This window comes from Streptomyces fradiae ATCC 10745 = DSM 40063 (genome assembly GCF_008704425.1).
GTDB classification, from domain to species: Bacteria; Actinomycetota; Actinomycetes; order Streptomycetales; family Streptomycetaceae; genus Streptomyces; species Streptomyces fradiae.
Window position 1 is genome coordinate 3,651,618 of record NZ_CP023696.1, and the last position, 24,340, is coordinate 3,675,957.

22 protein-coding genes and 1 pseudogene are annotated in these 24,340 nt (G+C 73.8%); 15 read left to right on the forward strand and 8 right to left on the reverse strand.

What is annotated here, in order from left to right; all coding sequences use genetic code 11:
* Positions 1–54: 54 nt before the first annotated feature.
* The 3 genes from CP974_RS16300 (at position 55) to CP974_RS16310 (ending at position 3,081) form a co-directional block, all read left to right on the forward strand.
* A complete protein-coding gene (locus CP974_RS16300) occupies positions 55–1,068 on the forward strand; it encodes an NUDIX hydrolase (RefSeq protein WP_223844380.1) in 1,014 nt (337 codons plus the stop codon).
* Positions 1,065–1,895 carry an MBL fold metallo-hydrolase gene (locus tag CP974_RS16305; RefSeq protein ID WP_031128172.1) on the forward strand — a complete coding sequence of 277 codons (831 nt, stop codon included), beginning with the start codon at positions 1,065–1,067 and terminating at the stop codon, positions 1,893–1,895. Before CP974_RS16300 ends, CP974_RS16305 begins: the two co-directional genes overlap by 4 nt.
* Before the next feature lie 295 nt (positions 1,896–2,190).
* Positions 2,191–3,081, forward strand: coding sequence for a prohibitin family protein (locus CP974_RS16310; protein WP_031128171.1), 891 nt, complete (start codon positions 2,191–2,193; stop codon positions 3,079–3,081).
* Between the two features lie 366 nt (positions 3,082–3,447).
* Here the strand turns inward: CP974_RS16310 and CP974_RS16315 are convergent, their stop codons facing one another.
* Entirely contained in the window at positions 3,448–4,122 is a 675-nt protein-coding gene (locus tag CP974_RS16315; protein ID WP_010473292.1) for a Crp/Fnr family transcriptional regulator, read from the reverse strand.
* A gap of 292 nt (positions 4,123–4,414) precedes the next feature.
* Here CP974_RS16315 and nth point away from each other — a divergent pair, with 292 nt between their 5' ends.
* From nth to CP974_RS16330, 3 genes are all read left to right on the forward strand, one after another.
* Complete coding sequence (nth, locus tag CP974_RS16320; protein ID WP_078915281.1) at positions 4,415–5,305, forward strand: endonuclease III; 891 nt, start codon at positions 4,415–4,417, stop codon at positions 5,303–5,305.
* 331 nt (positions 5,306–5,636) lie between these two features.
* Positions 5,637–6,302 carry an NUDIX hydrolase gene (locus tag CP974_RS16325; RefSeq protein WP_069979822.1) on the forward strand — a complete coding sequence of 222 codons (666 nt, stop codon included), beginning with the start codon at positions 5,637–5,639 and terminating at the stop codon, positions 6,300–6,302.
* Between the two features lie 66 nt (positions 6,303–6,368).
* A complete protein-coding gene (locus CP974_RS16330; RefSeq protein WP_031128168.1) occupies positions 6,369–7,568 on the forward strand; it encodes a MarP family serine protease in 1,200 nt (399 codons plus the stop codon).
* A 252-nt stretch (positions 7,569–7,820) separates the two neighbouring features.
* Here the strand turns inward: CP974_RS16330 and CP974_RS30300 are convergent, their stop codons facing one another.
* The 5 genes from CP974_RS30300 to acs all read right to left on the reverse strand — a co-directional run bounded on the left by CP974_RS30300 (position 7,821) and on the right by acs (position 13,475).
* Positions 7,821–8,000 carry a hypothetical protein gene (locus CP974_RS30300; RefSeq protein WP_031128167.1) on the reverse strand — a complete coding sequence of 60 codons (180 nt, stop codon included), beginning with the start codon at positions 7,998–8,000 and terminating at the stop codon, positions 7,821–7,823.
* Positions 8,001–8,144: 144 nt separating this feature from the next.
* Positions 8,145–9,101, reverse strand: coding sequence for an alpha/beta fold hydrolase (locus CP974_RS16340; RefSeq protein ID WP_031128166.1), 957 nt, complete (start codon positions 9,099–9,101; stop codon positions 8,145–8,147).
* Positions 9,098–9,592, reverse strand: a complete 495-nt coding sequence (locus CP974_RS16345; protein ID WP_031128165.1) for a phage holin family protein — start codon at positions 9,590–9,592, stop codon at positions 9,098–9,100. Before CP974_RS16345 ends, CP974_RS16340 begins: the two co-directional genes overlap by 4 nt.
* A gap of 38 nt (positions 9,593–9,630) precedes the next feature.
* A complete protein-coding gene (gene nhaA / locus CP974_RS16350) occupies positions 9,631–11,121 on the reverse strand; it encodes a Na+/H+ antiporter NhaA (protein WP_031128163.1) in 1,491 nt (496 codons plus the stop codon).
* A gap of 341 nt (positions 11,122–11,462) precedes the next feature.
* Positions 11,463–13,475: an acetate--CoA ligase gene (acs, locus tag CP974_RS16355; RefSeq protein WP_078915279.1), complete on the reverse strand. Its 2,013-nt coding sequence runs from the start codon at positions 13,473–13,475 to the stop codon at positions 11,463–11,465.
* Positions 13,476–13,852: 377 nt separating this feature from the next.
* Here acs and CP974_RS16360 point away from each other — a divergent pair, with 377 nt between their 5' ends.
* Positions 13,853–15,160, forward strand: coding sequence for a polysaccharide deacetylase family protein (locus CP974_RS16360; RefSeq protein WP_031128161.1), 1,308 nt, complete (start codon positions 13,853–13,855; stop codon positions 15,158–15,160).
* Between the two features lie 275 nt (positions 15,161–15,435).
* On the opposite strand, the gene CP974_RS16365 is transcribed toward CP974_RS16360, so the two are convergent.
* Positions 15,436–16,419 carry an ATP-binding protein gene (locus CP974_RS16365; protein ID WP_031128160.1) on the reverse strand — a complete coding sequence of 328 codons (984 nt, stop codon included), beginning with the start codon at positions 16,417–16,419 and terminating at the stop codon, positions 15,436–15,438.
* A gap of 115 nt (positions 16,420–16,534) precedes the next feature.
* Between CP974_RS16365 and CP974_RS16370 the strand changes: the two genes are divergently transcribed.
* The gene (locus CP974_RS16370) at positions 16,535–17,353 is read left to right on the forward strand and encodes a Fic family protein (protein ID WP_031128159.1); all 819 of its coding nucleotides are present in this window, start codon (positions 16,535–16,537) and stop codon (positions 17,351–17,353) included.
* Positions 17,354–17,795: 442 nt separating this feature from the next.
* Here the strand turns inward: CP974_RS16370 and CP974_RS16375 are convergent, their stop codons facing one another.
* Positions 17,796–18,695, reverse strand: coding sequence for an HAD family hydrolase (locus CP974_RS16375; RefSeq protein WP_051838844.1), 900 nt, complete (start codon positions 18,693–18,695; stop codon positions 17,796–17,798).
* 586 nt (positions 18,696–19,281) lie between these two features.
* Between CP974_RS16375 and ssd the strand changes: the two genes are divergently transcribed.
* The 7 genes and pseudogenes from ssd to CP974_RS31000 all read left to right on the forward strand — a co-directional run.
* Positions 19,282–20,385 carry a septum site-determining protein Ssd gene (gene ssd, locus CP974_RS16380; protein ID WP_031128157.1) on the forward strand — a complete coding sequence of 368 codons (1,104 nt, stop codon included), beginning with the start codon at positions 19,282–19,284 and terminating at the stop codon, positions 20,383–20,385.
* Complete coding sequence (locus tag CP974_RS16385; RefSeq protein ID WP_031128156.1) at positions 20,382–21,533, forward strand: TadA family conjugal transfer-associated ATPase; 1,152 nt, start codon at positions 20,382–20,384, stop codon at positions 21,531–21,533. Before ssd ends, CP974_RS16385 begins: the two co-directional genes overlap by 4 nt.
* Positions 21,530–22,414 (forward strand): type II secretion system F family protein, encoded by an 885-nt coding sequence (locus CP974_RS16390; RefSeq protein WP_031128155.1) that lies wholly within the window; start codon positions 21,530–21,532, stop codon positions 22,412–22,414. Before CP974_RS16385 ends, CP974_RS16390 begins: the two co-directional genes overlap by 4 nt.
* Complete coding sequence (locus tag CP974_RS16395; protein ID WP_031128153.1) at positions 22,411–23,193, forward strand: type II secretion system F family protein; 783 nt, start codon at positions 22,411–22,413, stop codon at positions 23,191–23,193. The genes CP974_RS16390 and CP974_RS16395 overlap by 4 nt, the downstream gene beginning before the upstream one ends.
* A gap of 110 nt (positions 23,194–23,303) precedes the next feature.
* Positions 23,304–23,441: a DUF4244 domain-containing protein gene (locus tag CP974_RS16400; protein WP_231717367.1), complete on the forward strand. Its 138-nt coding sequence runs from the start codon at positions 23,304–23,306 to the stop codon at positions 23,439–23,441.
* A gap of 41 nt (positions 23,442–23,482) precedes the next feature.
* The gene (locus CP974_RS16405; RefSeq protein ID WP_031128151.1) at positions 23,483–23,824 is read left to right on the forward strand and encodes a TadE family type IV pilus minor pilin; all 342 of its coding nucleotides are present in this window, start codon (positions 23,483–23,485) and stop codon (positions 23,822–23,824) included.
* Positions 23,821–24,324: pseudogene (locus tag CP974_RS31000) on the forward strand (Rv3654c family TadE-like protein); the annotation flags it as partial. The gene CP974_RS16405 and the pseudogene CP974_RS31000, both read left to right, overlap by 4 nt.
* Positions 24,325–24,340: the final 16 nt, after the last annotated feature.

The window sequence follows — 24,340 nt, forward strand, 5'->3', positions numbered from 1 at the left end:
CGGCCGACCGGGGAAGCTCTCGAACATCCGCTCCGATCGGCATAGGCTCCGGCCATGTCCAATGGTCAGTGGTACCCACCGGAATGGCCCGACCGGATCCGCGCCCTCGCGGCCGGTGAGCTGACGGCCGTGGCGCCCAGACGGGCCGCCACCGTGATGCTGCTGCGCGCCGCCGGCGACGCCACCGAGGTGCACATGCTGCGCCGCCGCGCCTCCATGGCCTTCGCAGGCGGCGCGTACGCCTACCCCGGCGGAGGCGTCGACCCGCGCGACGAGCAGCCGGTGCGCTGGGCCGGGCCCGCCCCGGCGGAGTGGGCCGAGCGGCTCGGCGTGGCCACCGAGGCGGAGGCGCGGGCCATCGTCTGCGCGGCGGTCCGCGAGACGTTCGAGGAGGCGGGCGTCCTCCTCGCCGGGCCCACGGCCGACTCGGTGGTCGACGACACCACCGGCGACGACTGGGAGGCGGCCCGCGCGGCGCTGGTCGCGCGCGAGCTGTCGTTCGCGGAGTTCCTCGACGGCCGCGACCTCGTCCTGCGTTCCGACCTGCTGGGCGCCTGGGCCCGCTGGATCACCCCCGAGTTCGAGCCGCGCCGCTACGACACCTGGTTCTTCGTCGCCGCGCTCCCCACCGGCCAGCGCGCCTCCAACGCCTCCACGGAGGCCGACCGGACGGTGTGGATCCGCCCCGCCGACGCGGCGGCCGGGTACGACCGCGGCGAGCTGCTGATGATGCCGCCGACCATCGCCACGCTGCGCGCCCTGACCGCGTACGGCTCCCCGCTCGCCGCCCTCGCCGCGGCCGGCGACCAGGACCTCGCGCCCGTGCTCGCGCGGGCCCGCCTCGACGGCGACCGGGTGGTGCTGAGCTGGCCCGGCCACGACGAGTTCACCAAGCACGTGCCGGGCGCCCCCGGTGAAAGCACCGGCGCGGTCGCCTCCGGCAGGACCACCGGCACGGGCGCCGCCGCCCCCGCCTCCGGTACGGCTCCGGGCGCGGTTCCCGCCTCCGGGGCGGCTTCCGGTACGGCTCCGGACGCGGCCCCCGCGTCCGCCGGAGGTGCCGTATGACCGACGCCGCCGCCCTTCCCGGCCAGCCGCGCGGCGCCGTCGTGTCCGGCCCCGCCACCGAGCGGGCCGTCAACGTCCTGGCGCCCAACCCGTCCGCCATGACCCTGGACGGCACCAACACCTGGCTCCTGTCCGAGCCCGACTCGCCGCTCGCCGTCGTCGTGGACCCCGGCCCGCTCGACGAGGGCCACCTCGCGCGCGTACGGGACACGGCCGAGCGCCTGGGCAAGCGCGTGGCCCTCACGCTGCTCACGCACGGCCACCCCGACCACGCGGAGGGCGCCGCCCGGTTCGCGGAGCTGACCAGGACGCGCGTGCGGGCCCTCGACCCGGCACTGCGCCTGGGCGACGAGGGGCTGTCCGCCGGCCAGGCCGTCACGGTCGGCGGCCTGGAGCTGCGGGTCGTGCCGACGCCCGGCCACACCGCGGACTCGCTCAGCTTCCACCTGCCGGCCGACCGGGCCGTCCTGACCGGCGACACGATCCTGGGCCGGGGCACCACGATGGTGGCGCACCCCGACGGGCGCCTCGGGGACTACCTGGACTCGCTGCGGCGGCTGCGCTCCCTGACCGTGGACGACGGCGTGCACACCGTCCTGCCGGGCCACGGGCCGGTGCTCGACGACGCGCAGGGCGCCGTCGAGTTCTACCTGGCGCACCGGGCGCACCGGCTCGCCCAGGTGGAGACCGCCGTGGAGGACGGCTACACGACGCCCGCGGAGGTGGTGGCGCACGTGTACGCCGACGTCGACCGGTCGCTCTGGCCGGCCGCGGAGCTGTCCGTACGGGCGCAGCTCGAGTACCTGGCGGAGCACGGGCTGATCTGACGCCGGCGGTGGCGAGGCCGGCGCGCGCCGACCACGCCGGTGTGCGGCACGCCCACGGCGGCCGGAGGCATCCGCCGGGGGCGTTCGGAGGCATCCGCGGGGAGCGTCCGGAGGCGTCCGCGGGGGGCGTCCGGAGGGGCCATGGCGGCGGCCGGGGGTGCCGCGGCGGCTTGTTGCGCGTCCGTGACGACGGGCGGGGCTCCCGGCGCACGGGCGATGCTTTAGCCTCCCTTTACATCAGCGTCCATCAAGCACACCTGCCGATGTGTCGCTTGTCGTACAAACGGGGGGTCGCATGTTCGTTCTGTCCATCCTGCTGCTCATAGCGGCGGTGGTGCTCTACTTCGTCGGGCGGGCCGCCGAAGGCCGCACCGGCTTCCGGCTCGGCGCGCTCGGCGCGCTGCTGGCCGGCCTCTTCGCGGGCGTCGTCAGCTGCGTGCACGTCGTCGGCGCGTACGAGGTCGGCGTCCCGGTGACCTTCGGCAAGGTCGGCACGCCCATGCACCCGGGCGTCAACGTCATCTCGCCGTTCACCAGCGTCACCAGCTTCTCCACCCGTCCCGTCGACCTCAGCCTGTCCGACAAGGACGTGGTGGAGGTCCGCTCCTCGCAGGGCGGGGTGATGTACGCGGAGCTGACCGTCAAGTGGGCGGTCAAGCCGACCAAGGCGGTCGAGCTGTACCGGCTCGCGGGCAACGAGGCGGCCATCCAGCAGCGGCTGGTCTTCCCGGACAGCCGCGAGATCGTGCGCAACGTCTTCGCGCGCCACACCAGCGAGGAGGGCTACACGTCCGCCCGCGAGAAGATCAACGCGGAGATCGGTGAGCTGATCAAGGAGCGCCTGGCGCCCCGCGGCATCGACGTGACCACCGTGAACCTGCGGAACGTGAAGCCGTCGGAGCAGCTGCAGGACCAGATCGACCGCAAGATCCAGCAGCAGCAGGCCACCGAGCGGGCCCAGGAGGCGGCCCGTACGGCCACGGCCGAGGCCGAGCGGCGCCGGATCGAGGCGGAGGGCATCGCCCGCGCCAACAAGATCCTCAACGACTCGCTCACCGACAAGGTGCTGCTCAACCAGTGCATCGACGCCTACAAGGAGGCCGCGGCGAAGAACCCGGTCTACGCGGTGCCGTGCGGCGGCGGCAGCGGTACGCCGGTGATCGTGGACGGCACCAAGAAGGACTGACGCGCCACCGGGCCGTACGCGTGTGAAGGCCCGCCCCGCGGTGACTGCGGGGCGGGCCTTCGTCTGTGCGTACGGGGGCCGAGGTGCGTCGGCGCCGACGCGCGCGCGTACGGGAGGCGACCCCGCGCGCGTACCGGAGGCGATCCCGCGCGCGTACGGGAGGCGACCCCGCGCGCGTACCGGAGGCGATCCCGCGCGCGTACGGGAGGCGACCCCGCGCGCGTAGGAGGCGCCGAGGCGCGCGTGCGGGACCGGGGGCCGCGCCCGGCGCGCCGTATCCGGCGGGCGGGCATGCGGGGCCGGGGCCCCACCGGGCGGGCGGCACCGGCGCCGTACCCCGGCGGGGCGGGGCGCCGGTCCGGTGGCTCAGCGGGAGCGCTTCGCCAGGCGCTCGACGTCCAGCAGGATCACGGCGCGCGCCTCCAGGCGCAGCCAGCCGCGGCCCGCGAAGTCGGCCAGCGCCTTGTTGACGGTCTCGCGGGAGGCGCCGACGAGCTGGGCCAGCTCCTCCTGCGTCAGGTCGTGCACCACGTGGATGCCCTCCTCCGACTGCACGCCGAACCGGCGCGACAGGTCGAGCAGGGCCCGCGCGACACGGCCCGGCACGTCGGAGAAGACCAGGTCGGACATCTGGTCGTTGGTCTTGCGCAGGCGGCGGGCGACGGCGCGCAGCAGGGCCGAGGCCACCTCGGGGCGGGCGTTCAGCCAGGGCTGGAGGTCACCGTGGCCGAGGCCGAGCAGCTTCACCTCGGTCAGCGCGGTCGCCGTGGCCGTACGGGGGCCCGGGTCGAACAGGGACAGCTCGCCGATCAGCTCGCCCGGACCGAGGACGGCGAGCATGTTCTCGCGGCCGTCGGGGGACGTGCGGTGGAGCTTGACCTTGCCCTCGGTGACCACGTAGAGCCGGTCGCCCGGGTCGCCTTCGTGGAAGAGGGCGTCGCCGCGGGCGAGCGTCACCTCACTCATCGAGGCGCGGAGCTCCGCGGCCTGCTCGTCATCGAGCGCCGCGAAGAGCGGGGCGCGCCGCAGAACGTCGTCCACGAGTTCACTCCTATGTCGACCTGCTCAGGGACGTTGGTCCCCATGATGCCGGACCGCGCGGCCCTCTTCCGGGGACGGAGCGCGACGCGGGCCCCTCCCGGGGGCCCGCCTCCGCCGGCCGACTGCCGTGCGATCAGTCACACCAAGTCTGACGTACCGGTACGGGTGCCCCCACGCCAGGGGCCCGATCGGGTCCACATCGCCGGTGTCCAGGGCGGATGTCGGTGGTGGCGCTTAGGCTGGCCGGGTGTCCAATTCGCCGGTGAGAGCGCACGCCGAGGGGGCCGGGAGCATGCCAGGGGAGCAGAATTCCGCTGTGGGCGAACAAGCCCCGGCGTCGGCTGGAAAGACCGCGCGGAAGCGCGTGAAGGCGACGAAGAAGGCGAGCGGGCCGGAATCGCGCCTCGCCCTGGTGCGCCGCGCGCGGCGGATCAACCGCGAACTGGCCGAGGTGTACCCGTACGCCCATCCCGAGCTGGACTTCCGCAGCCCCTTCGAGCTTCTCGTCGCGACCGTCCTGTCGGCGCAGACGACCGACCTGCGGGTGAACCAGACGACGCCGGCGCTCTTCGCCAGGTATCCCACCCCGGAGGACCTGGCGGCGGCCGTGCCCGAGGAGCTGGAGGAGATCATCCGGCCCACCGGCTTCTTCCGCGCCAAGGCCCGCTCCCTGATCGGCCTGTCCACGGCCCTGCGGGACCGGTTCGGCGGCGAGGTGCCGGGCCGGCTGGAGGATCTGGTCACGCTGCCGGGCGTCGGCCGCAAGACGGCGAACGTCGTCCTCGGGAACGCCTTCGGGGTGCCCGGGATCACCGTCGACACGCACTTCGGGCGGCTGGTGCGCCGGTGGAAGTGGACGGACGAGGAGGACCCGGAGAAGGTCGAGGCCGTCGTCTGCGACCTGTTCCCGAAGGCCGACTGGACGATGCTGTCCCACCGGGTGATCTTCCACGGCCGCCGCATCTGCCACGCCCGCAGGCCCGCGTGCGGCGCCTGCCCGATCGCACCGCTCTGCCCCGCGTACGGCGAGGGCGAGACGGACCCGGAGAAGGCGAAGAAGCTGCTCAAGTACGAGATGGGCGGGTATCCGGGGCAGCGCCTGGCCCCGCCCCCGGACTTTCCGGGCCGCCCGGCCGCCCCGCTGGGCACGGGCGACGCGGATGAAGCCCGGGAGGCGGTCTGACCGGGCGGAACGATCGGAGGGCCGGCAGGCGTTGGGTGAGCTGGGGGTGCCAATGACGCGCGCGAGAGAAGAGGCCGGGGCCGGTGGCGCCCCGCCGCGGGACGGCGGCGCCGGTCCGCGCGGCGGTGGCGCGGGTCCGCGGGGACGCGGTGCCGGGCCTCGGGGCGGTGGTGCCGGTCCGGCCGGCGGTGACGCGGCTGCGCCTGGCGCGGGCGCCGTGTCGCGGGACGGCGGTGGGGCCGGTCCGCCGGGCGGCCGTGCCACGCCGCGGGGCGAAGGCGCCGGCCGGCCGGCGGGCGGCGCCGATCCGCAGGCGGGCGGCGCCGATCCGGTGCCCGTCGAGGTCACGGTCGAAGGGCTGCCCGGCTGGCTGGAGCCCGTGGCCAAGGCGGCGCACACGGTCGCGCCCGAGCAGCTCAGCCGTTTCCTGCCGCCGCCGCAGGGCGGGCGCCAGGCGGCCGTCCTGATCCTCTTCGGCGAGGGCGCGCGCGGCCCCGAACTGCTGCTGATGGAGCGCGCCGGGACGCTCCGCTCCCACGCGGGGCAGCCGTCCTTCCCCGGCGGCGCCCTCGACCCCGAGGACGGCGACCCGGCGACGTACGGCCCGCTGCGCGCCGCGCTGCGCGAAGCCCGCGAGGAGACCGGCCTCGACCCCTCGGGCGTCCAGGTCTTCTCCGCGCTGCCCCGCCTCTACATTCCGGTGAGCGGCTTCGTCGTCACGCCCGTGCTCGGCTGGTGGCGGGAGCCGAGCCCGGTGGGCGCGGTGGACCCGGCCGAGACGGCGCGGGTCTTCACCGCGTCGGTGGCGGACCTGGCGGATCCCGCGAACCGCTCCATGGCCGTCCACCCCAGCGGTTACAAGGGCCCCGCGTTCCTGGTGGAGTCCGCGCTCGTCTGGGGCTTCACGGCGGGGCTGATCGACCGGCTCCTGCACTTCGCCGGGTGGGAGGAGCCGTGGGACCGGGGGCGCATGGTCCCGCTCGACTGGCGTGCATGACAGGCTGACCGCTGGGCTCCGCAGCCGTACGGGGCCGCCGGAGACGAATCTGCGAGGCTGACGACGGTGAACGTGCTGGACATCCTGCTGCTGGTCGCCGCCGTGTGGTTCGCGATCGTCGGATACCGACAGGGGTTCGTGGTCGGCATCCTGTCCGTGATCGGTTTCCTCGGGGGCGGGCTCGCCGCCGTCTACCTGCTGCCGCTCGTGTGGGGGCCCCTCACCGGTGACGCCGAGGTGTCCACCACCGCGGCCATCGTGGCCATCGCCGTCGTGCTGGTCTTCGCCTCCGTCGGGCAGACCCTCACCACCCACCTGGGCAACAGGCTGCGCGGCCACATCAGCTGGTCGCCGGCCCGCGCCCTCGACGCGACGGGCGGTGCGCTGGTCAACGTGGTGGCGATGCTCGTCGTCGCCTGGATCATCGGCGCCCTCCTCGCCAAGACGACGCTCCCGCCCTTCGGCAAGCAGGCCCGGGAGTCCCAGGTGCTGCAGGGCGTCACCCAGGTGATGCCGTTCGAGGCGACCGCGCTCTTCTCGGACTTCACGTCGATCCTCGCGCAGAACGGCTTCCCGCCGGTCTTCAGCCCCTTCGCCAACGAGCCCATCACGGAGGTCCTCCCGCCGGACCCGGCACTCGTCGACAGCCCCGTCGCCGCCCGGGCCAAGCAGTCCATCGTCAAGGTCGTCGGCACGGCCGGCGGCTGCGGCAAGGTCCTGGAGGGCACCGGCTTCGTCTTCGGCGAGCGCCGCGTCATGACCAACGCGCACGTGGTGGGCGGGGTGGACGAGCCGACCGTGCAGATAGGCGGTCAGGGCCGGCTGTACGACGCGACGGTCGTCCTCTACGACTGGCAGCGCGACATCGCCGTACTGGACGTGCCGGACCTGCGGGCGACGCCCCTGGAGTTCACCGAGGCGGACGCGCGCAGCGGCGACAACGCCATCGTCGCCGGCTTCCCGGAGAACGGCGCCTACGACGTCCGCTCGGCCCGCGTCCGGGGCCGCATCAACGCCAACGGCCCCGACATCTACCAGCGCGGGGAGGTCCGCCGCGACGTGTACTCGCTGTACGCGACGGTCCGCCAGGGCAACTCGGGCGGGCCGCTCCTGACGGAGGACGGCAAGGTGTACGGCGTGATCTTCGCGCGCTCGCTGGACGACGCCAACACCGGGTACGCGCTGACGGTGGACGAGATCCGCGAGGACATCAGCCGCGGTCTGAGCGCCAACCAGCAGGTCGACAGCCAGAACTGCGCGCTCTGACGGTCGCCGGCCGACGGCCGGTCAGTGGGCCGGGCGCCGCCGCCGGGCCCCGCGGTCCGGGCTCCGTTCACCGCTGACGCGGCGCCGAGTCCGTGCGGCGCCGGGCTGTGCGATGCCGGGCCCGTACGGCGGCTTCGTCGGCGTACGGACGTGTCGTCGGCGTACGGAGGCGAGGCGGGCCCCGGTGCGGCGACGCCACCGGCGGGCGCGGGGATGGCGCGGGACCGGCACGGGGCCTGCGCGCACGGCCGGTCAGTCGCGCTGGTGCCGGAGGCGGGCGGACACCCAGCGGGCACGGCGGCGCAGGATGTGCGGGATCCCGAGGCGGCCGTCCAGCTCCGGGTCACGCGGTCCGCCGCTCCTCTCGGGAGGCGGCACCGCGGCCGTGCGGCGGTTGCGTGCGGCGTCAACATGGTCGTGCGTCCAGCCCATACCCCGACGTGTGCCCGGGCCCCATGGTCGGTAACCTCCCGAGCGACGGCCAATCGGCCTATGCGCGGGGCATTTGGCCGATCGTGGGACCACGGTCCCCGCCGGTTCACGTCCCCTCGGCCGAACGGCCCGCGCGGCCCCGGCTCAGCGGTCCGGCTCGGGGTCCTTCAGCCAGTTGACGAGCTCCGAGGAGAAGGCCAGCGGGTCCTCCTCGTGCGGGTAGTGGCCCAGTCCGTCGAACAGGCGCCAGCGGTACGGGGCTTCGACGTACTCGCCGGAGCCCGCCGCGCTGCGGGTGCGCATCACCGGGTCGGCGGAGCCGTGCAGATGGAGCGTCGGCACGCGCACGGGGCGCTTCATGCGCCGGTTGAACTGGATGCCGTCCGGGCGGGCCAGCGAGCGGACCATCCAGCGGTACGGCTCGATGGAGCAGTGCGCGGTCGACGGGATCGACATCGCCCGGCGGTACACGTCCAGCGTCTCGTCGTCCGGCCCCGATGAGCCCGACGGGCCCGACGGCCCGGACCATTCGTGGATCAGCCTTCCCACGAGCGCCGCGCCGTCGGCGGCCAGCCGCCGCTCCGGCAGCCACGGGCGCTGGAAGCCCCACACGTACGAACCGGCGCGGGTCTGCGCGAAGTCGGAGAGCATCGCCGAGCGCCACCGCCGGGGGTGCGGCATCGACGACACGGCCAGGCGCCGCACCAGCTTGGGCCGCATCACCGCGGCCGTCCACGCCAGGTACCCGCCCAGGTCGTGGCCGACCAGCGCCGCGTCGGGCTCGCCCAGGGACCGCACGACGCCGGTGATGTCGAGGGCCAGGTTCGCCGGGTCGTAGCCGCGCGGGGTGCGGTCGCTGCCGCCCACGCCCCGCAGGTCCATCGCCACGGCGCGGAAGCCCGCCTCCGCGAGCGCGGGCAGCTGGTGCCGCCAGGTCCACCAGAACTGCGGGAAGCCGTGCAGGAGCAGGACGAGCGGGCCGTCACCCATCTCCGCGATGTGGAACCGCGCCCCGTTCGCCGCCACGTCGCGGTGCGTCCACGGGCCGTCGATCCGGACGGGGCCGCCGGGGGCGCCGGTACTGCTCTCAGGGACGGTCATGCGGACGAGCGTGCCACAACCGCCGCCTTCTCCCCGGCGGTCGGCCCCTCGGGGCGGGGGTGCGGCTTCACGTTCTGCAGCACCGCGGCCGTCTGCTTCACGGACGCGGCGGTCTTCTGCGCACCCTTGCCGCGCTTCGCCTTCTTGGCGAACACCGCGCCGATCAGGCCGAGAAGACCCGCCACGACCACGTTGACGGCGAAGGACAGCAGGAAGCACACCGACAGGTGCCAGCCGGTCCACGCACGGAAGCCGTACGCGAGCGCAAAGCTCAGCATCGGCAGCGAGAACAGCAGCACCATGCCCGCGGCCGTGAACCCCATGCCGCTGACGGCGCCGCGCTTGACGTCCTGCCGGAGCTGGGCCTTGGCCAGCGCGATCTCGTCGTGCACGAGCGCGGACATCTCGGCGGTCGCGGAGGCGACCAACTGCCCGAGGTTGTCCTCCGCACCGCTTCCGGCGATACCGGTCCTCCCGGCGGGGTCGCTCATCGTCTCGCTCCCTTACTCGTCTACGGTCCGACCTCAGATCATGCCGGACGGTCGCCGTTCGTGCGCGCTGCACCCGTCTCCTCGGCCAGGCGGCGGTGCTCGGCGGCCTTGCGCTCGTAGATGTCGGCGAGACGGCGGTGGTGCTCCGGGTCGTCCACCTCGTACACGTCGGGGATGCCGCTCAGGTCGTCGTCGCGCTCCTCCGCCTCGACCATCGCCTGGTACTTGCGGACGCGCAGCTTCAGCAGCACGGTGGCGAGGAGCGCGGCGATCAGCGAGCCGGCGAGGACGGCGGCCTTGACCTCGTCGGTCAGCCGGGCGTCGCCCTCGAACGCCAGCTCCCCGATGAGGAGGGAGACGGTGAAGCCGATGCCGGCGAGTGCGGAGACGGCGAACAGGTCGGCCCAGGCCAGGTCCTCGTTGAGCTTGGCACGGGTGAAGCGGGCGGTGAGCCAGGTGCCGCCGAAGATGCCGACGGTCTTGCCGACGACGAGGCCGAGGACCACGCCCAGGGTCTCGGGCTGGGTGAACACATCCCGCATGGCACCGCCGGACACCGCCACACCGGCGGAGAACAGCGCGAACATCGGCACGGCGAAACCGGCGGAGAGCGGGCGCACCTGGTGCTCGATGTGCTCGCCCGGGGAGTGCTCCTCGCCCTCGCGGCGGGTGCAGCGCAGCATCAGGCCCATGGCGACACCGGCGATGGTGGCGTGGACGCCGCTGTTGTACATCAGGCCCCAGATGGCCAGGGCGAGCGGCACGTAGACGTACCAGCCCCGGACGTTCTGGCGGAGCAGGAACCAGAAGAGGGCCAGCCCGGCGACGGCCCCGCCGAGCGCGGCGAAGTTCAGGTCGCTGGTGAAGAACACCGCGATGATCAGGATGGCGAAGAGGTCGTCGACGACGGCGAGGGTGAGCAGGAAGGCGCGGAGCGCCGAGGGCAGCGACGTGCCGATGACGGCCAGCACGGCGAGCGCGAAGGCGATGTCGGTGGCGGTCGGGACGGCCCAGCCGTCGAGCGAGCCGCCGCTGGTCGTGTTGATCACCACGTAGACGAGGGCCGGCGCGATCATGCCGCAGAGCGCGGCGACCACGGGGAGCGCCGCCGCCTTCGGGTCGCGCAGCTCACCGGCGACCAGCTCGCGCTTGAGCTCGATGCCGGCGACGAAGAAGAAGATCGCCAGGAGTCCGTCCGCCGCCCAGTGCTGGAGCGAGAGGTCCAGCCCGAGGGAGGAGGGTCCTATGTGGAAGTCCCGGACCGTCTCGTAGCTGTCGCTCAGCGGGGTGTTCGCCCAGAGGAGGGCAGCGATGGCGGCGACGAGCAGCAGGACGCCGCCTACGGTCTCGGCGCGCAGGGCGTCCAGTACGAACGTCCGCTCGGGCAGCGGGAGCCGGGAGAGGACTCTGCGCTCGGTGCCCTTCGTCTCGGTGGTCGCGGGGGCGCCGCCGGTCTTGTCGCTGCCGGGGGAGTGGGGCGTCTTGGGCGCGGTCACGGGTCGAAGACCTCCGGGGGTGTCGGTGGACATGGCTGTTCACATGCCGACCAGACTTCCCGGCGCCCCATTGGATTTTTATCGCTTTGTTGATGCGACGCACACCTTACAGGCAGGGCGCAAGGACTTATCTGACTATCGTGACTTTACGTGCGAAAAGGACACCCGGCACGGTGTGGCCGGGTGTCCTTCGCGTGCCCCGGGAGGCGCGGTTCAGTCCTGCCGCGCCCGCCGTCTGCCGGCCCCTGCGTGGGCCTGGCGGCCCCTGCGGGCCTGGCGGCCCCCGGAGGGCGCTGACGGCACACGGGGGGCTGACGGCCCACGGGAGGGCTGACGGGCCCCACGGGGGCTCTCCGTGCTCGCCCGCGTGCGTGTCAGTCCTCGCTGGGCGCCGCCGGCAGCTTGGCCTGGATCAGGCTCATCACCGACGAGTCGGTCAGGGTCGTGACGTCACCGAGCTCGCGGTTCTCGGCGACATCGCGCAGCAGGCGCCGCATGATCTTGCCGGAGCGGGTCTTGGGCAGCTCCGCGACGGGGAGGACGCGCTTCGGCTTGGCGATCGGGCCGAGCGTGGCGCCGACGTGGTCGCGCAGGGCGGCGACGAGCGCGTCGGTGTCCCCCTCGGCCTCCGCCGCCGCGTGCCCGCGCAGGATCACGAACGCCACGATGGCCTGGCCGGTCGTCTCGTCGGCGGCTCCGACGACGGCGGCCTCCGCGACCTTCGGGTGCGACACGAGCGCGGACTCGACCTCCGTGGTGGAGATGTTGTGGCCCGAGACCAGCATCACGTCGTCCACCCGGCCCAGCAGCCAGATGTCGCCGTCGTCGTCCTTCTTGGCCCCGTCGCCCGCGAAGTAGACACCCTCGAAGCGCGACCAGTACGTGTCGACGAACCGCTGGTCGTCACCCCAGATGGTGCGCAGCATGGACGGCCACGGCTCGGTCAGCACCAGGTAGCCGCCACCGCCGTCGGGGACCTCGCGCGCCTCGTCGTCCACGACGGTCGCGGAGATGCCGGGGAGCGGGCGCTGCGCCGATCCGGGCTTCGTGGCCGTCACGCCGGGCAGCGGTGAGATCATCATGGCGCCCGTCTCGGTCTGCCACCAGGTGTCCACGATCGGGCACCGCCCGCCGCCGATGTTCTCCCGGTACCAGATCCACGCCTCCGGGTTGATCGGCTCGCCCACCGAGCCCAGGACGCGCAGGCTGGACAGGTCGAACTTGGCGGGGATGTCGTCGCCCCACTTCATGAACGTCCGGATCGCCGTCGGAGCCGTGTACAGGATCGTGACGCCGTACTTCTGCACGATCTCCCAGAAGCGGCCCTGGTGCGGCGTGTCCGGCGTGCCCTCGTACATGACCTGCGTCGCGCCGTTGGCCAGCGGGCCGTAGACGATGTACGAGTGGCCGGTGACCCAGCCGATGTCGGCGGTGCACCAGTAGACGTCCGTCTCGGGCTTCAGGTCGAAGACCGCGTGGTGGGTGTACGCCGCCTGCGTGAGGTAGCCGCCCGAGGTGTGCAGGATGCCCTTCGGCTTACCGGTGGTGCCCGACGTGTACAGGATGAACAGCGGGTGCTCCGCGTCGAACGCCTCGGGCGTGTGCTCGGCGCTCTGCCGCTCCACGATCTCGTGCCACCAGACGTCCCGGCCCTCCGTCCAGGCGACGTCCTGCCCGGTGCGGCGCACCACGAGGACGTGCTCGACCCCCTCGACCCGGCCCAGGGCCTCGTCGACCGCCGGCTTCAGCGCGGACGGCTTGCCGCGCCGGTAGCCGCCGTCGGCGGTGATGACCACCTTGGCGTCGGCGTCCTGGACGCGGGCGGCGATGGCGTCCGCCGAGAAGCCGCCGAAGACCACGGAGTGCGCCGCGCCGATCCGTGCGCACGCCAGCATGGCCACGGCCGCCTCGGGGATCATCGGCATGTACACCGCGACCCGGTCGCCCTTGCGGACGCCGAGCTCCGCCAGCGCGTGCGCGGCCCGGCTCACCTCGTCCTTGAGCTGGGCGTACGTGATGGCGCGGCTGTCCCCGGGCTCGCCCTCGAAGTGGATGGCGACCCGGTCGCCGAGACCGGCCTCCACATGGCGGTCCACGCAGTTGTACGCCACGTTGAGCTTGCCGTCGGCGAACCACTTGGCGAAGGGCGGGTTCGACCAGTCGAGCGTCTCGGTGGGCTCGGTGGCCCAGCTGAGACGGCGCGCCTGCTCGGCCCAGAAGCCGAGCCTGTCCGACGCCGCCTGCTCGTACGCGGCCGCCGTCACATTGGCCTGCGCGGCCAGCTCGGCGGGCGGGGCGAACCGCCGCTCCTCCTTCAAGAGGTTGGCCAGGCTCTCGTTGCTCACGACATCTCCCATTCCCAGGGCGTCCGATGTGTCCCGGCTCATAGCTCACCAGCCCGACGCGCGGGTGACAAGGGTTTCCAGCGCATTGGTTTAGACCTCTCGGGCGGGTGGCCGAGCCGGGGCGCACCGGTCGGCACGTGCGGTCGGGCGGCCCCTCCCGTCGTCGGCGCGCGAGCACGGGCCACAGGCCACCCACCCCCACCACGTCCCCGCTCCCCGGCCGGTTCACCGCGCATCCACTCCAACGCCCGGCCCGCCGCTCCCGTGCCCGCCCTGCGCCCCCACGTCGCGAATCCGCCGGGATTCACCCGGGATGGTGATTAATCCTTCTATACGGCTTGTCATACCGTCTGTACGCGGGTTCGGGTGCGACGTTGGCGGCGCTCGCACACGAACCTGGCGAAACGGAAGGTCGGCCGATGAGGGCTGTCAGGAAGAGGATCACTGTCGGCGCCGTCGCGGTGGCGCTGATCACCGGGCTCGCGGGATGCGGCGGCTCCGACGAGTCTCCACAGAGCGGCGCCCGAGGCCCGGAGAAGGGCGCCGCCCCGCCCAAGAGCCCCGTCCGGTTGATCGGCGACGGCTCCACCGCGTACACCGGCGCCCAGCCGGGCCTCGCCAAGCCCACCCGCCTGGCCCCCGGCCAGCGGCCGCCGCAGTTCGTCGTCTTCTCGTGGGACGGCGCCGGCGAGGACAGCCAGAAGCTGTTCTCCCACTTCCGCGGCGTCGGCAAGAAGTACAACGCGACGATGACGTACTTCCTCAGCGGCGTCTACCTGCTGCCGGAGGAGAAGGCCGCCCTCTACAACCCGCCCGGCCACGCCCCCGGCCGTTCCGACATCGGCTTCAACGACACCGAGGGCATCCGCGACACCGTGCGGGAGCTGCGCGGCGCGTGGCTGGAGGGCAACGAGGTCGGCACGCACTTCAACGGCCACTTCTGCGGCCCGCAGGGCGGTGTGGGCACCTGGTCGGTCGAGGACTGGAAGAGCGAGATCGCCCAGGCCAAGTCGTTCGTGAAGAACTGGAAGACCAACTCCGGTCTGGTGAAGGAGGCGCCGCTCCCCTTCGACTACGACAAGGAGCTGATCGGGGCCCGGACCCCCTGTCTCGAAGGCCGCGAGAACTTCGTGAAGGCCGCGAGCGAACTCGGCTTCCGCTACGACACCAGCGGCGTCGGCAACCAGGTCTGGCCCAAGAAGAAGGGGTCCCTGTGGGACCTGTCCATGCACCTCGTACCCGTCCCCGGCCGGGCCTTCGAGACGCTGGCCATGGATTACAACTTCATGGTCAACCAGTCCGGCACCACCACCAAGGGCGACCCCGCCATGCACAAGTTCTGGGGCGACCAGATGCGGGACGGCCTCATCCAGGCGTTCAACCGCTCCTACCAGGGCAACCGGGCTCCCGTGATCATCGGCAACCACTTCGAGTCCTGGAACGGCGGCACGTACATGCGCGCCATTGAGGAAACGATTGCTCACGCCTGTGTGAAGCCCGAGGTCCGCTGTGTGTCGTTCCGTCAGCTCGCGGACTGGCTCGACGTCCAGGACCCCGACGTACTCGCCAGGCTGCGCACGCTGAAGGTCGGTCAGGCGCCGGCCGAGGGCTGGAACCGCTTCCTCGCGTCCGCGTCCGCGAAGGCGTCCTCGACGCCCGGCACGACGCCGTCGGACCAGGTGGCAGCCCGCGCCACCCTTCCGTCCGGGACCCGCGAGAACGGCTAGCCCCCGCCGCCCCCTCGCCTGCCGTCTGAGCCGGCCGTCTGCCCCACGCTGCCTGCCGCCTCCGGCCCGGTGCCTGCGGCCTCCGGCCCGGTGCCTGCGGCCTGGCGCCTGCGTCGCGCCTCGTTCCCGGTGTGCCGCCCTTCGGTGGAGGCGGCCCGGGGCGGCCGGCCCCGGCGCCAGGCTGCGGGTGTGCGCCGGCCGGCCGGCTCCGGGGCCGGGAGGGCAGTGGGATGCCGAGGCTCCGCGGGTGCCCAGGCCGCCGGTCTCCCGGAGTGTCAGACGGACAGCCGGCCGCGCGACTCCCCCAGGACGAAGCCGGGGTCGACCTGCGCCGCCAGATCGGCACCCGTCTTCGCGTTGCCCCAGCTCTCGGCGTTCTTCAGGTGGAAGTGCACCATCTGGCGTGTGTACCGCTCCCAGTCGCGCCGCGCGTACGTCGCGTCCACGGCGTCCCGCAGGACGCGCAGGGCTTCCCGGTTCTCCGGCTCGAGGGCCCCGAACGGGCCGGGGCGCCCCCGCTCCAGCGCTCGCACCCACTCCGACTGGCCCACCGTCGCCACCAGGTCCTCCCCAGCCGCGTCGCGCAGGAACTCCAGGTCGTCCCGGCTCTGCACCTTGTTGCCGACGACCTTGACGGTGACGCCGAAGTCCTGTGCGTACCGGGTGTACTGGCGGTAGACCGACACGCCCTTCCGCGTCGGCTCCGCCACGAGGAACGTCATGTCGAACCTGGTGAACAGCCCCGAGGCGAACGAGTCCGAACCGGCGGTCATGTCGACGACCACGTACTCGTCAGGGCCGTCGACCAGGTGGTTGAGGTACAGCTCCACCGCGCCGACCTTCGAGTGGTAGCAGGCCACACCCAGATCCGCTTCGGTGAACACCCCCGTCGCCATGATCCGGATCACGCCGCCGTCCAGCCGCAGCGGACGGGCGCACGCCTCGTACACCGGGTTGTCCTCCCGGACGCGGAGCAGTCGCGAGCCCTCACCGGGGGGCGTCGTCTTGATCATCGTGTCGGTGGAGCCGATCCGCGGATTCCTGCCGCGCAGGTACTTCTTGATCAGCGGCAGGTGCGCGCCCATGGAGGGCAGCGCCGCGGCCTCGCCCTCGCCGATCCCGAGCGCTGTGCCAAGGTGCTGGTTGATGTCGGCGTCCACCGCGACCACGGGGGCCTCGGTGCTCGCCAGGTGGCGAATGAAGAGCGAGGACAGCGTCGTCTTGCCGCTGCCGCCCTTCCCGACGAAAGCGATCTTCATGGTCACCTACAGTAGTGGGTCGATCTCGGTGGGTTGTCCATCCCTGCGGTCCGCCCTTATGAGGAACACCACTCGGGCTGGGTCGGCGCCGCCCGTGCGCGTAGCCTCGCTACTTATGAGTACGCATGCCGCCGACCCGCTGGCCGCCCTCGCCGCCCTGCCGGGTGTTCCCGACGCCGTGGACTCCGTGCGCAAGGCCGTGGACCGGGTCTACGGGCACCGTGTGATGCGCCGCCGCAGCAACGAGATCTCCTCGGAGGCCGCCCTGCGCGGCGCCCGAGCCTCGGCCGCGCTGTCCGGTGCCGACTGGGCGCTGGAGGAGGTCCGGAGGCGGACCGACTTCGGCGGGGACCCCGAGGCGCGCACCGTCGGCGCGGCGCTCCGGCTCGGCGTCGAGGTCGGCCAGCTGCTCTCCATCTGGCGTCAGTCCCCGCTCCGGGTGCTGGCCAGGCTCCACCTGGTGGCCGCCGGTGACGCCGCGGACTCGGTGGGGCGCCCGCGCAAGGCCGGCGAGGCGGTCGACGAACCGTTGATCGAGGCGCCCCTGCCCAGCGCCGCCGAGGTCGCCGCCCGGCTGGACGGCCTCGCCGAACTGGTCGTCGCCGGCACGTCCGCCCCCGCCCTGGTCACCGCGGCCGTGGTGCACGGCGAACTGCTGGCGCTGCGGCCCTTCACCACGCACAGCGGCCTGGTCGCGCGGTCCGTGGAACGCCTGGTGCTGATCGGCAGCGGACTCGACCCCAAGGCCATCTGCCCGGCCGAGGTCGGCCATGCCGAGCTGGGCCGCGCCGCCTACGCCGCCGCCTTCGACGGCTACCTGTCCGGGACCCCGCAGGGCATGGCCCAGTGGATCGCGCATTGCGGTCGTGCGGTGGAGCTGGGAGTACGGGAGTCCACGGCCGTCTGCGAGGCACTCCAGCGCGGCGCCGCCTGACATTTGCCCGCCCCACTCCGGCGGCGAGCCCGAACCGGGCTCGCGGCATACGCAAGGTCGAGCGCCTGGAAGGGGCTGTCGGAGAGAGCTGCGGAGAGGGTTGCGGCGGTACCGGAACCGGTACCGCCGCTGGCACGTCCGCCGAGTTACCAAGCGTCCTCGATATGTGCCCATCAGGCGGGGGACGTTGCCCTGCCTGGTGCGGCTGGCCCGTAATCGACGGGTCGACGTCGCGTGGGTGCTCGGCTTCCGTGCGGTGCGGTCCGTGGGGCCGTCTTGCTCAACAGGTGATCCTCGCGGATTGCCTTGGTCTCGCGGGCCGTACCTCCTTTGTACTACTACAGCCCGTGAAGCGGAAGTCCTCCCTGTAGGTCTTTACTTTTGCCTTCAAATACGGACATCTCGGGGTGGTGCGCCGACTCTGCCGACGCCTCTCGACGTCTCAGGCGGCCGGTGCCGGCTTGGTAGAGGTCGATCCGCCCAGTGCCGATCCGCCCAGTGTCGGTCTGGCCAGGGCCGGCTGGCGGCGCCGGCTCGCGTACCAGACGAGCCCCGCCGTCGCCGCCGCGGCCCCGATCGCGGCAGCCGCCATCAGCGCCGGACGCGGCGGCATCCGGAACGACGGCACCCGCTGCTTCAGCCGGACGGGCCGGTCGAAGACCAGGATCGGCCACTCCCGTGCCACGGCCTCCCGGCGCAGCGCCCGGTCGGGGTTGACCGCGTACGGGTGGCCGACGGCCTCCAGCATCGGCAGGTCGGTCGCCGAGTCGCTGTACGCGAAGCAGCGCGACAGGTCGTACCCCTCGGAGGCGGCGAGCTCTCGGACCGCCTCCGCCTTGGTGGGGCCGTACGCGTAGTACCCGATCTCCCCGGTGAAGCAGCCGTCCTCGCCCACGACCATGCGGGTGGCGACCACGCGGTCCGCTCCCAGCATTTCGCCGATCGGCTCCACGACCTCGGCGCCGGACGTCGAGACGATCACCACGTCCCGTCCGGCGGCGTGGTGTTCCTCGATGAGTGAGGCCGCCTCGTCGTAGATGATCGGGTCGATCAGCTCGTGCAGCGTCTCGGCGACCAGCTCCTTGACCTGCTGGACGTTCCAGCCCTTGCAGAGCCTGGAGAGGTACGCGCGCATCCGTTCCATCTGGTCGTGGTCGGCGCCGCCCACGAGGAAGACGAACTGGGTGTACGCGGTGCGCAGTGCGTCGCGGCGGTTGATCAGGCCGCCTTGGTAGAAGGACTTGCCGAAGGTCAGCGTCGAGGACTTCGCAATGACCGTCTTGTCCAGGTCGAAGAAGGCCGCCGTTCGGGGCGAGGAGTGGTTTTCCACGAGCCAGAGCATAGGTGCCCGCCATTCGGCGTACGCTGGCGCGTGTGGGTTTGCCTGAGAGGGCTCTCGGGTACACCATGGAAGTCACGGATCGTTCGCGACCGTGCTAACCCGGACCGGCTCCTCCCCCCCCCGAGTCGGCCGGATAGACGACCCCCGCTCTCCCCCCCGGCGGGGGTCGTCGCATGTCCGGATGGGTTTGCGCCTCTCGCGCCCGCCTTCTTCCCCTCATCGCGACTCCTCCTGTCGTGTCGTCGGCGCCGCCTGAGCGCTGCGCCTTTCCTCACTCAGAGTAGTCGAAGTGCTGCGCTGCGGAAGTCGCCGGTTCGGGTGATCGAGTTATTCACAAGCCGGGGCTTGTCCACAGTTTTCGAGCAAGATCCGCATGATTTCCGGAACCCCGGCACGGTGATTCCCACGCGGACCCGTGAGCGGAATCCGAGGATCTCCGGTCGCGCCGATGCGAACGCGGCCCGGTGCCCGTGCACCGAAAGCCGCACGCGCCTTGTGGATGGCACCTGTGCGCGACACGCGAGGGAAGCGCGGACACGGCGCCCAGACCGGTGCCGCCGCGAAGCGGAAGAAGGGGGCCAAGACCATGGAAGGACCCAGCGACGACTCCGGCACGCCGGCCGTGGAGAGCCCGCGGCCGGTACCGCTGATCGTGACCGAGGACCTCGAGCTCCTCGACGACCTGCTCAGACTGTGCGCCGCCGCGGGCTGCCGGCCCGTGGTGCACGCGGCCCCGCCCGACCGCGGAGCCGAGTGGGACGCGGCGCCGCTCGTCATCGTCGGCGATGACGCCGTCGCGCGTTGCCGGGGGCTGACGCGCAGGTCGGGCGTGGTGCTCGTCGGACGCGACCAGGACGATGCCGGGGTGTGGCGGCACGCGGTCGAGATCGGCGCCGACTGCGTCCTGCGGCTGCCCGACGCGGAGAGCTGGCTCGTCGACCGGATCGCCGACGTGGTCGAGGGCTCGGGGCGGCAGGCCCTCACCGTGGGGGTTCTGGGGGGCCGGGGCGGTGCCGGAGCCTCCACCCTGGCCTGCGCGCTGGCGGTGAGCGCGGCGCGCGGCGGGCACCGCACGATGCTGGTCGACGGCGACCCGCTCGGCGGCGGGCTCGACGTGCTCCTCGGAGCCGAGCGGGAAGAGGGGTTGCGGTGGCCTGACCTCGCCGCGTCCAAGGGACGGGTCGCCGCAGCCGCTCTCGAGGAGTCGCTGCCCGCTCCGCGCGGGCTGCGCCTCCTGAGCTGGGGCCGGGGTGACGCGGCCGCTCTCCCGCCGGAGGCCATGCGGTCGGTGCTCGCGGCGGCCCGCCGGCGCGGTGGTGTCGTCGTGGTGGACCTGCCCCGCCGCATGGACGACGCCACCGTCGAGGCGCTGGCCCAGGTCGACATGGGACTGCTGATCGTGCCGGCGGAGCTGAGGGCGGTCGCCGCGGCCAGGAAGGTGGCGTCCACGGCGGGCATGGTCCTCGACGACCTCCGCGTGGTCGTGCGCGGCCCGTACGCCACGGGGATGGACGAGTCCTGGGTCGCGCGGGTTCTCGGGCTCCAGCTCGCCGGCGAGGTGCCGGAGGATCCGCGGCTGCCGGTGTCCCTGGACAGCGGCGCTCCGCCAGGCGCCAGCCCGTCCGGGCCCCTGGGGCGGTTCTGCTCCGCCTTCTGGGAGCGGGTGCTCGTTCCGGGGGTCACGCCATGAGGATCGGACTGCTGGAAGCCGTGCGGCAGCAGCTCGCCGAGAGCGGCACCGAACCGACACCGGCCGGTGTCGCCGCCGCCCTGCGGGCGCAGGAGCGGCTGCTGGGCGACACGCAGGTCCTCGGGACGGCGGAGGAACTGCGCTGCGAACTGGTGGGCACGGGCCCGTTGGAACCGCTGCTCGCCGACCCGTCGGTCACCGACGTGCTCGTGTCCGCACCGGACCGGGTGTGGGTGGACCGGGGCCAGGGGCTGGAGCCGTCCGGCGTGTCGTTCCCCGACGCCGATGCCGTCCGCCGCCTCGCGCAGCGTCTCGCGGCCGTGGCCGGCCGGCGGCTGGACGACGCCCGGCCCTGGGTCGACGCCCGGTTGCCGGACGGCACCCGGATGCACGCCGTGCTGCCCCCGGTCGCCGTCGGCTCGACGTGCCTGTCGCTGCGGGTGGTGCGCCCACGCGCCTTCACCCTCACCGAGCTCCGGCGGGCCGGCACCGTGCCGCCGGGCGGCGGACGCGTCCTGCGGGCCCTCGTCGACAACCGTGTGTCGTACCTGGTCAGTGGCGGCACGGGCACGGGCAAGACGACCCTGCTGGCCACACTCCTCGGGCTCGTGGGACACCGTGAGCGGATCGTCCTCGCCGAGGACTCCGCCGAACTGCGCCCCGAGCACCCCCACGTGGTGCGGCTGGAGGCCCGCCCGCCGAACCAGGAGGGCGCCGGCCGGGTGACCCTGCGGGACCTGGTGCGCCAGGCACTGCGGATGCGGCCGGATCGCCTCGTCGTCGGGGAAGTGCGCGGCGCGGAGGTCGCCGACCTGCTCGCCGCCCTCAACACCGGGCACGAGGGCGGTTGCGGGACCGTCCACGCCAACACCGCGGCCGACGTGCCCGCCCGCCTCGAAGCACTCGGGGCGACGGCTGGGCTCGACCGCGCCGCGCTGCACAGCCAGCTGGCCGCCGGTCTGTCGGCCGTGGTGCACCTGGTGCGCGCGCCGGACGGCAGCAGGCGGGTCGCGCAGATCCACGTACTGGAGAGGGGGCCCGACGGACTCGTGACGACCGTGCCGGCGCTGACGTGGTCACCGGCGGGATTCGTGGAGGAGCGGGGCCGGCAGCGGCTGTACGCGTTGATCGGGGGTCCGCCGTGGTGACGGTCCCGTCGGCGTACACCGCTGCGCTCTGCGCGGGTGCGGCCGTGTGGCTCTGCGTGGCGGGCGGACCGGGCGCACGGCGCCGGCGGCTGCTGTTCGCGGCAAGCGCCGGGCTGAACGCCGGTGCGGCGCCGCACCGGCGGTGGGTGGCGCGGTCGGCTTCGCCGCTCCGGCGGTGGCTGGCGCGGCCGGTATCGCGGTTCCGCCCTGAGTGGCTGTGCCTGGCCGCAGGGGCCGGACTGGCCCTGCTGGGTGACTCCCCGCTGCCGCTGCTGGCGGGTGCCGCCGGCATCCCACTCGTCGGCAGGCGGCTGCGGGCACGGGCCCGCGCCGGGGAACGCGACCGGCGCGCCGACGCGGTGATCGACCTGTGCGCCACCATCGCCGCCGAGCTGCGCGCGGGAAGCCAGCCGGCGCAGGCGCTGTGCTTCGCCGCCCGCGCGACCGGCGCCCTCGGCGACGACGAGCCCGCCGTGGTGGCGGCCGCCCGCTTCGGCGGCGACGTGCCGGAGGCTCTGCGCGGCGCGGCGGCCGTGGAAGGCGCCGAGGGGCTGGCCGGGCTCGGAGCGTGCTGGCAGGTCGCCGTGGACGGCGGTGCGGGCCTGGCCGCCGGGCTGGACCGGCTGGAGGCGGCGCTGCGCGAGCGGAGGGAGGAGAGGGAACGGCTCCGCGCCCAGTTGTCGGGAGCGTGGGCGACCGTCGTCCTCCTGGCGCTGTTGCCCGTCGCCGGCCTCGCGATGGGGGCCGCCCTCGGGGCCGGCCCGCTGAGGGTCCTCCTGCACACCCCGGCCGGCCTCGCCTGCCTGGTCGTCGGGGGAGCCCTGGAGGCGGCGGGACTGTGGTGGGCCGGGCGGATCGTCCGGGCGGGGGCAGAGCCGTGACCGGGGAGGCATCGGAGGTCGTCCACCGCCTGTGGACAGTGCTCGCGATGCTCGCCGCCACGCTGTGGACGGGGTGGGCGATGAGCCGCTTGAGGCGGGGGCGGCGCAGCCGGGCGCGGATCCTGGACCTCCTCGCCGCCGAGCGCCCGCGTCCCCTGCGACCCCTGCGCCCCCGGTGGGCGCGGCGGGCGACGTCGGTGGCACGCCGGTGGGCCGGTCCGGTGGGGGCCTTCGCCGCCGGGTGGGCGCTGGTCGGCGGGTTGGCCGGGTGCGCCGTCGGGGTCGTCGGCGCGTACGGCGTACGGAGGTGGCAGGACCGGCCCCGTCCCGTGGCCGCCGAGGACGCGGAGGCGGCTCGGCTGCCGCTGGCGGCGGAACTGCTCGCGGCCTGCCTGTCGGCCGGGGCAGGCCCCCGGGAGGCGGCGGAGGCCGTGGGCCGATCGGTGGGCGGCCCGGTGGGTGAGCGGCTCAGACGGACGGCGGCGGAGCTGGCGCTGGGCGGCGAGCCGGGCGAGGCGTGGGCCCGGTTCGGCGACGTCCCGGGCGCGCGGCGGCTGGCCCGCTGCCTGGAGCGCGCCGCCGTCTCGGGGGCACCGGCGGCGATACCGGTGTCCCGGCTGGCCGCCGCGTTGCGCGCGGATCGTGCGAGAGCGGCAGCCACCCGGGCCCAGCGTGCGCAGGTGCTCATCACGGCCCCGGTGGGGCTGTGCTTCCTGCCGGCCTTCCTGGCGGTGGGTGTCGCGCCGGTCGTCATCGGACTCGCCGGCCGGCTGCTGTGACAACGGACGAGAGGTACAGGGAAAGGGAGGTTGCCGTGTGGCATCGCATGATGACGTGGACGAGGCGTCACTGGGTGGGGGTCCGGAGGGGGCTCCGCCGGGACGCGGGAATGAACACGGCGGAGTACGCGATGGGCACGATCGCCGCTTGCGCCTTCGCGGCCGTGCTGTACAAGGTCGTGACGAGCGACGCCGTGTCGTCGGGGCTGCGGTCGACGATCGAGAGGGCCCTCGATGCGCCGTTCTGAGGCGGCTCCTCCTCTCGCGTCGCGGCGGGGACCGGGGGTCGGTGACGGCGGAGGCGGCCCTGGCCGTGCCCGCGCTGGTGGTCTTCACCGTGGCTCTGCTGTGGGGGCTCGTCGCGGCGGCCGCGCAGATCCAGTGCGTGGACGCCGCCCGCGCCGGGGCCAGGGCTGTAGCGCGGTCGGAGCCGGAGTCGGCGGCGGTGGAGGCGGCCCGGGAGGCGGCACCGGCGGGAGCGCGGGTGGCGGTGGAGCGCACGGGCGACCTGTGGCGGGTACGCGTCGAGGCGCCCGCACCGGGGCCCGTGTCCTGGACGCTGACTCTCCGGGCGGAGGCGGCCGCCCTGGCGGAGGACACCCTGGCCGAGACGGCGGCGCCAAGCCCGTGAAGGCGGGTGGGCCGGATGGCGGCGAGGGGAGCGGGAGGGCCCGCGATCGGCACGGCGGTGGCGGGGCTCCGGGGGTCGGCAACGCCGGACGGCGAGCGGGCCCGAGGCCGGGCGGGGATCGCCGGGCGCCCGCGGGGGCCCACGGGTCAGGTCGCGGCGCGGCGCCGAGGCCGGTCGCGTGGCCCGCGGTCCGGGGCCGGGACCGCGGAGCCGCGACGGTCTGGGCGGTCATGGCCACGGGGGTGCTGTGCGTCGTGTTCGCCGCCGTACTCGCTCTGGGCCAGGCCGTCGCGGCCCGGCACCGGGCCGGCGGAGCCGCCGATCTGGCCGCCCTCGCAGCGGCAGACCGCGCGCTCTCGGGCGCCGAGGCGGCCTGTGCGGCAGCCGGCCGCGTCGCCAGGGCACAGCGGGCCGAGCTGACGAGCTGCGGTCTGCGGGGTGAGATCGCGGAGGTGACGGCAAGGGTCCGGTTCGGCCCGTACGCGCCGGCGGTCAGGTCCCGCGCGGGCCCCCCGG

Bases quoted from the DNA above. Each gene is read 5' to 3' on its own strand.
- CP974_RS16300 (WP_223844380.1), top strand. From the start codon at position 55: ATGTCCAATGGTCAGTGGTACCCACCGGAATGGCCCGACCGGATCCGC.
- CP974_RS16305 (WP_031128172.1), top strand. From the start codon at position 1,065: ATGACCGACGCCGCCGCCCTTCCCGGCCAGCCGCGCGGCGCCGTCGTG.
- CP974_RS16310 (WP_031128171.1), top strand. From the start codon at position 2,191: ATGTTCGTTCTGTCCATCCTGCTGCTCATAGCGGCGGTGGTGCTCTAC.
- nth (WP_078915281.1), top strand. From the start codon at position 4,415: ATGCCAGGGGAGCAGAATTCCGCTGTGGGCGAACAAGCCCCGGCGTCG.
- CP974_RS30300 (WP_031128167.1), bottom strand. From the start codon at position 8,000: ATGGGCTGGACGCACGACCATGTTGACGCCGCACGCAACCGCCGCACG.
- CP974_RS16340 (WP_031128166.1), bottom strand. From the start codon at position 9,101: ATGACCGTCCCTGAGAGCAGTACCGGCGCCCCCGGCGGCCCCGTCCGG.
- CP974_RS16345 (WP_031128165.1), bottom strand. From the start codon at position 9,592: ATGAGCGACCCCGCCGGGAGGACCGGTATCGCCGGAAGCGGTGCGGAG.
- nhaA (WP_031128163.1), bottom strand. From the start codon at position 11,121: ATGTCCACCGACACCCCCGGAGGTCTTCGACCCGTGACCGCGCCCAAG.
- acs (WP_078915279.1), bottom strand. From the start codon at position 13,475: ATGAGCCGGGACACATCGGACGCCCTGGGAATGGGAGATGTCGTGAGC.
- CP974_RS16360 (WP_031128161.1), top strand. From the start codon at position 13,853: ATGAGGGCTGTCAGGAAGAGGATCACTGTCGGCGCCGTCGCGGTGGCG.
- CP974_RS16365 (WP_031128160.1), bottom strand. From the start codon at position 16,419: ATGAAGATCGCTTTCGTCGGGAAGGGCGGCAGCGGCAAGACGACGCTG.
- CP974_RS16370 (WP_031128159.1), top strand. From the start codon at position 16,535: ATGAGTACGCATGCCGCCGACCCGCTGGCCGCCCTCGCCGCCCTGCCG.
- CP974_RS16375 (WP_051838844.1), bottom strand. From the start codon at position 18,695: ATGCTCTGGCTCGTGGAAAACCACTCCTCGCCCCGAACGGCGGCCTTC.
- ssd (WP_031128157.1), top strand. From the start codon at position 19,282: ATGGAAGGACCCAGCGACGACTCCGGCACGCCGGCCGTGGAGAGCCCG.
- CP974_RS16385 (WP_031128156.1), top strand. From the start codon at position 20,382: ATGAGGATCGGACTGCTGGAAGCCGTGCGGCAGCAGCTCGCCGAGAGC.
- CP974_RS16400 (WP_231717367.1), top strand. From the start codon at position 23,304: ATGAACACGGCGGAGTACGCGATGGGCACGATCGCCGCTTGCGCCTTC.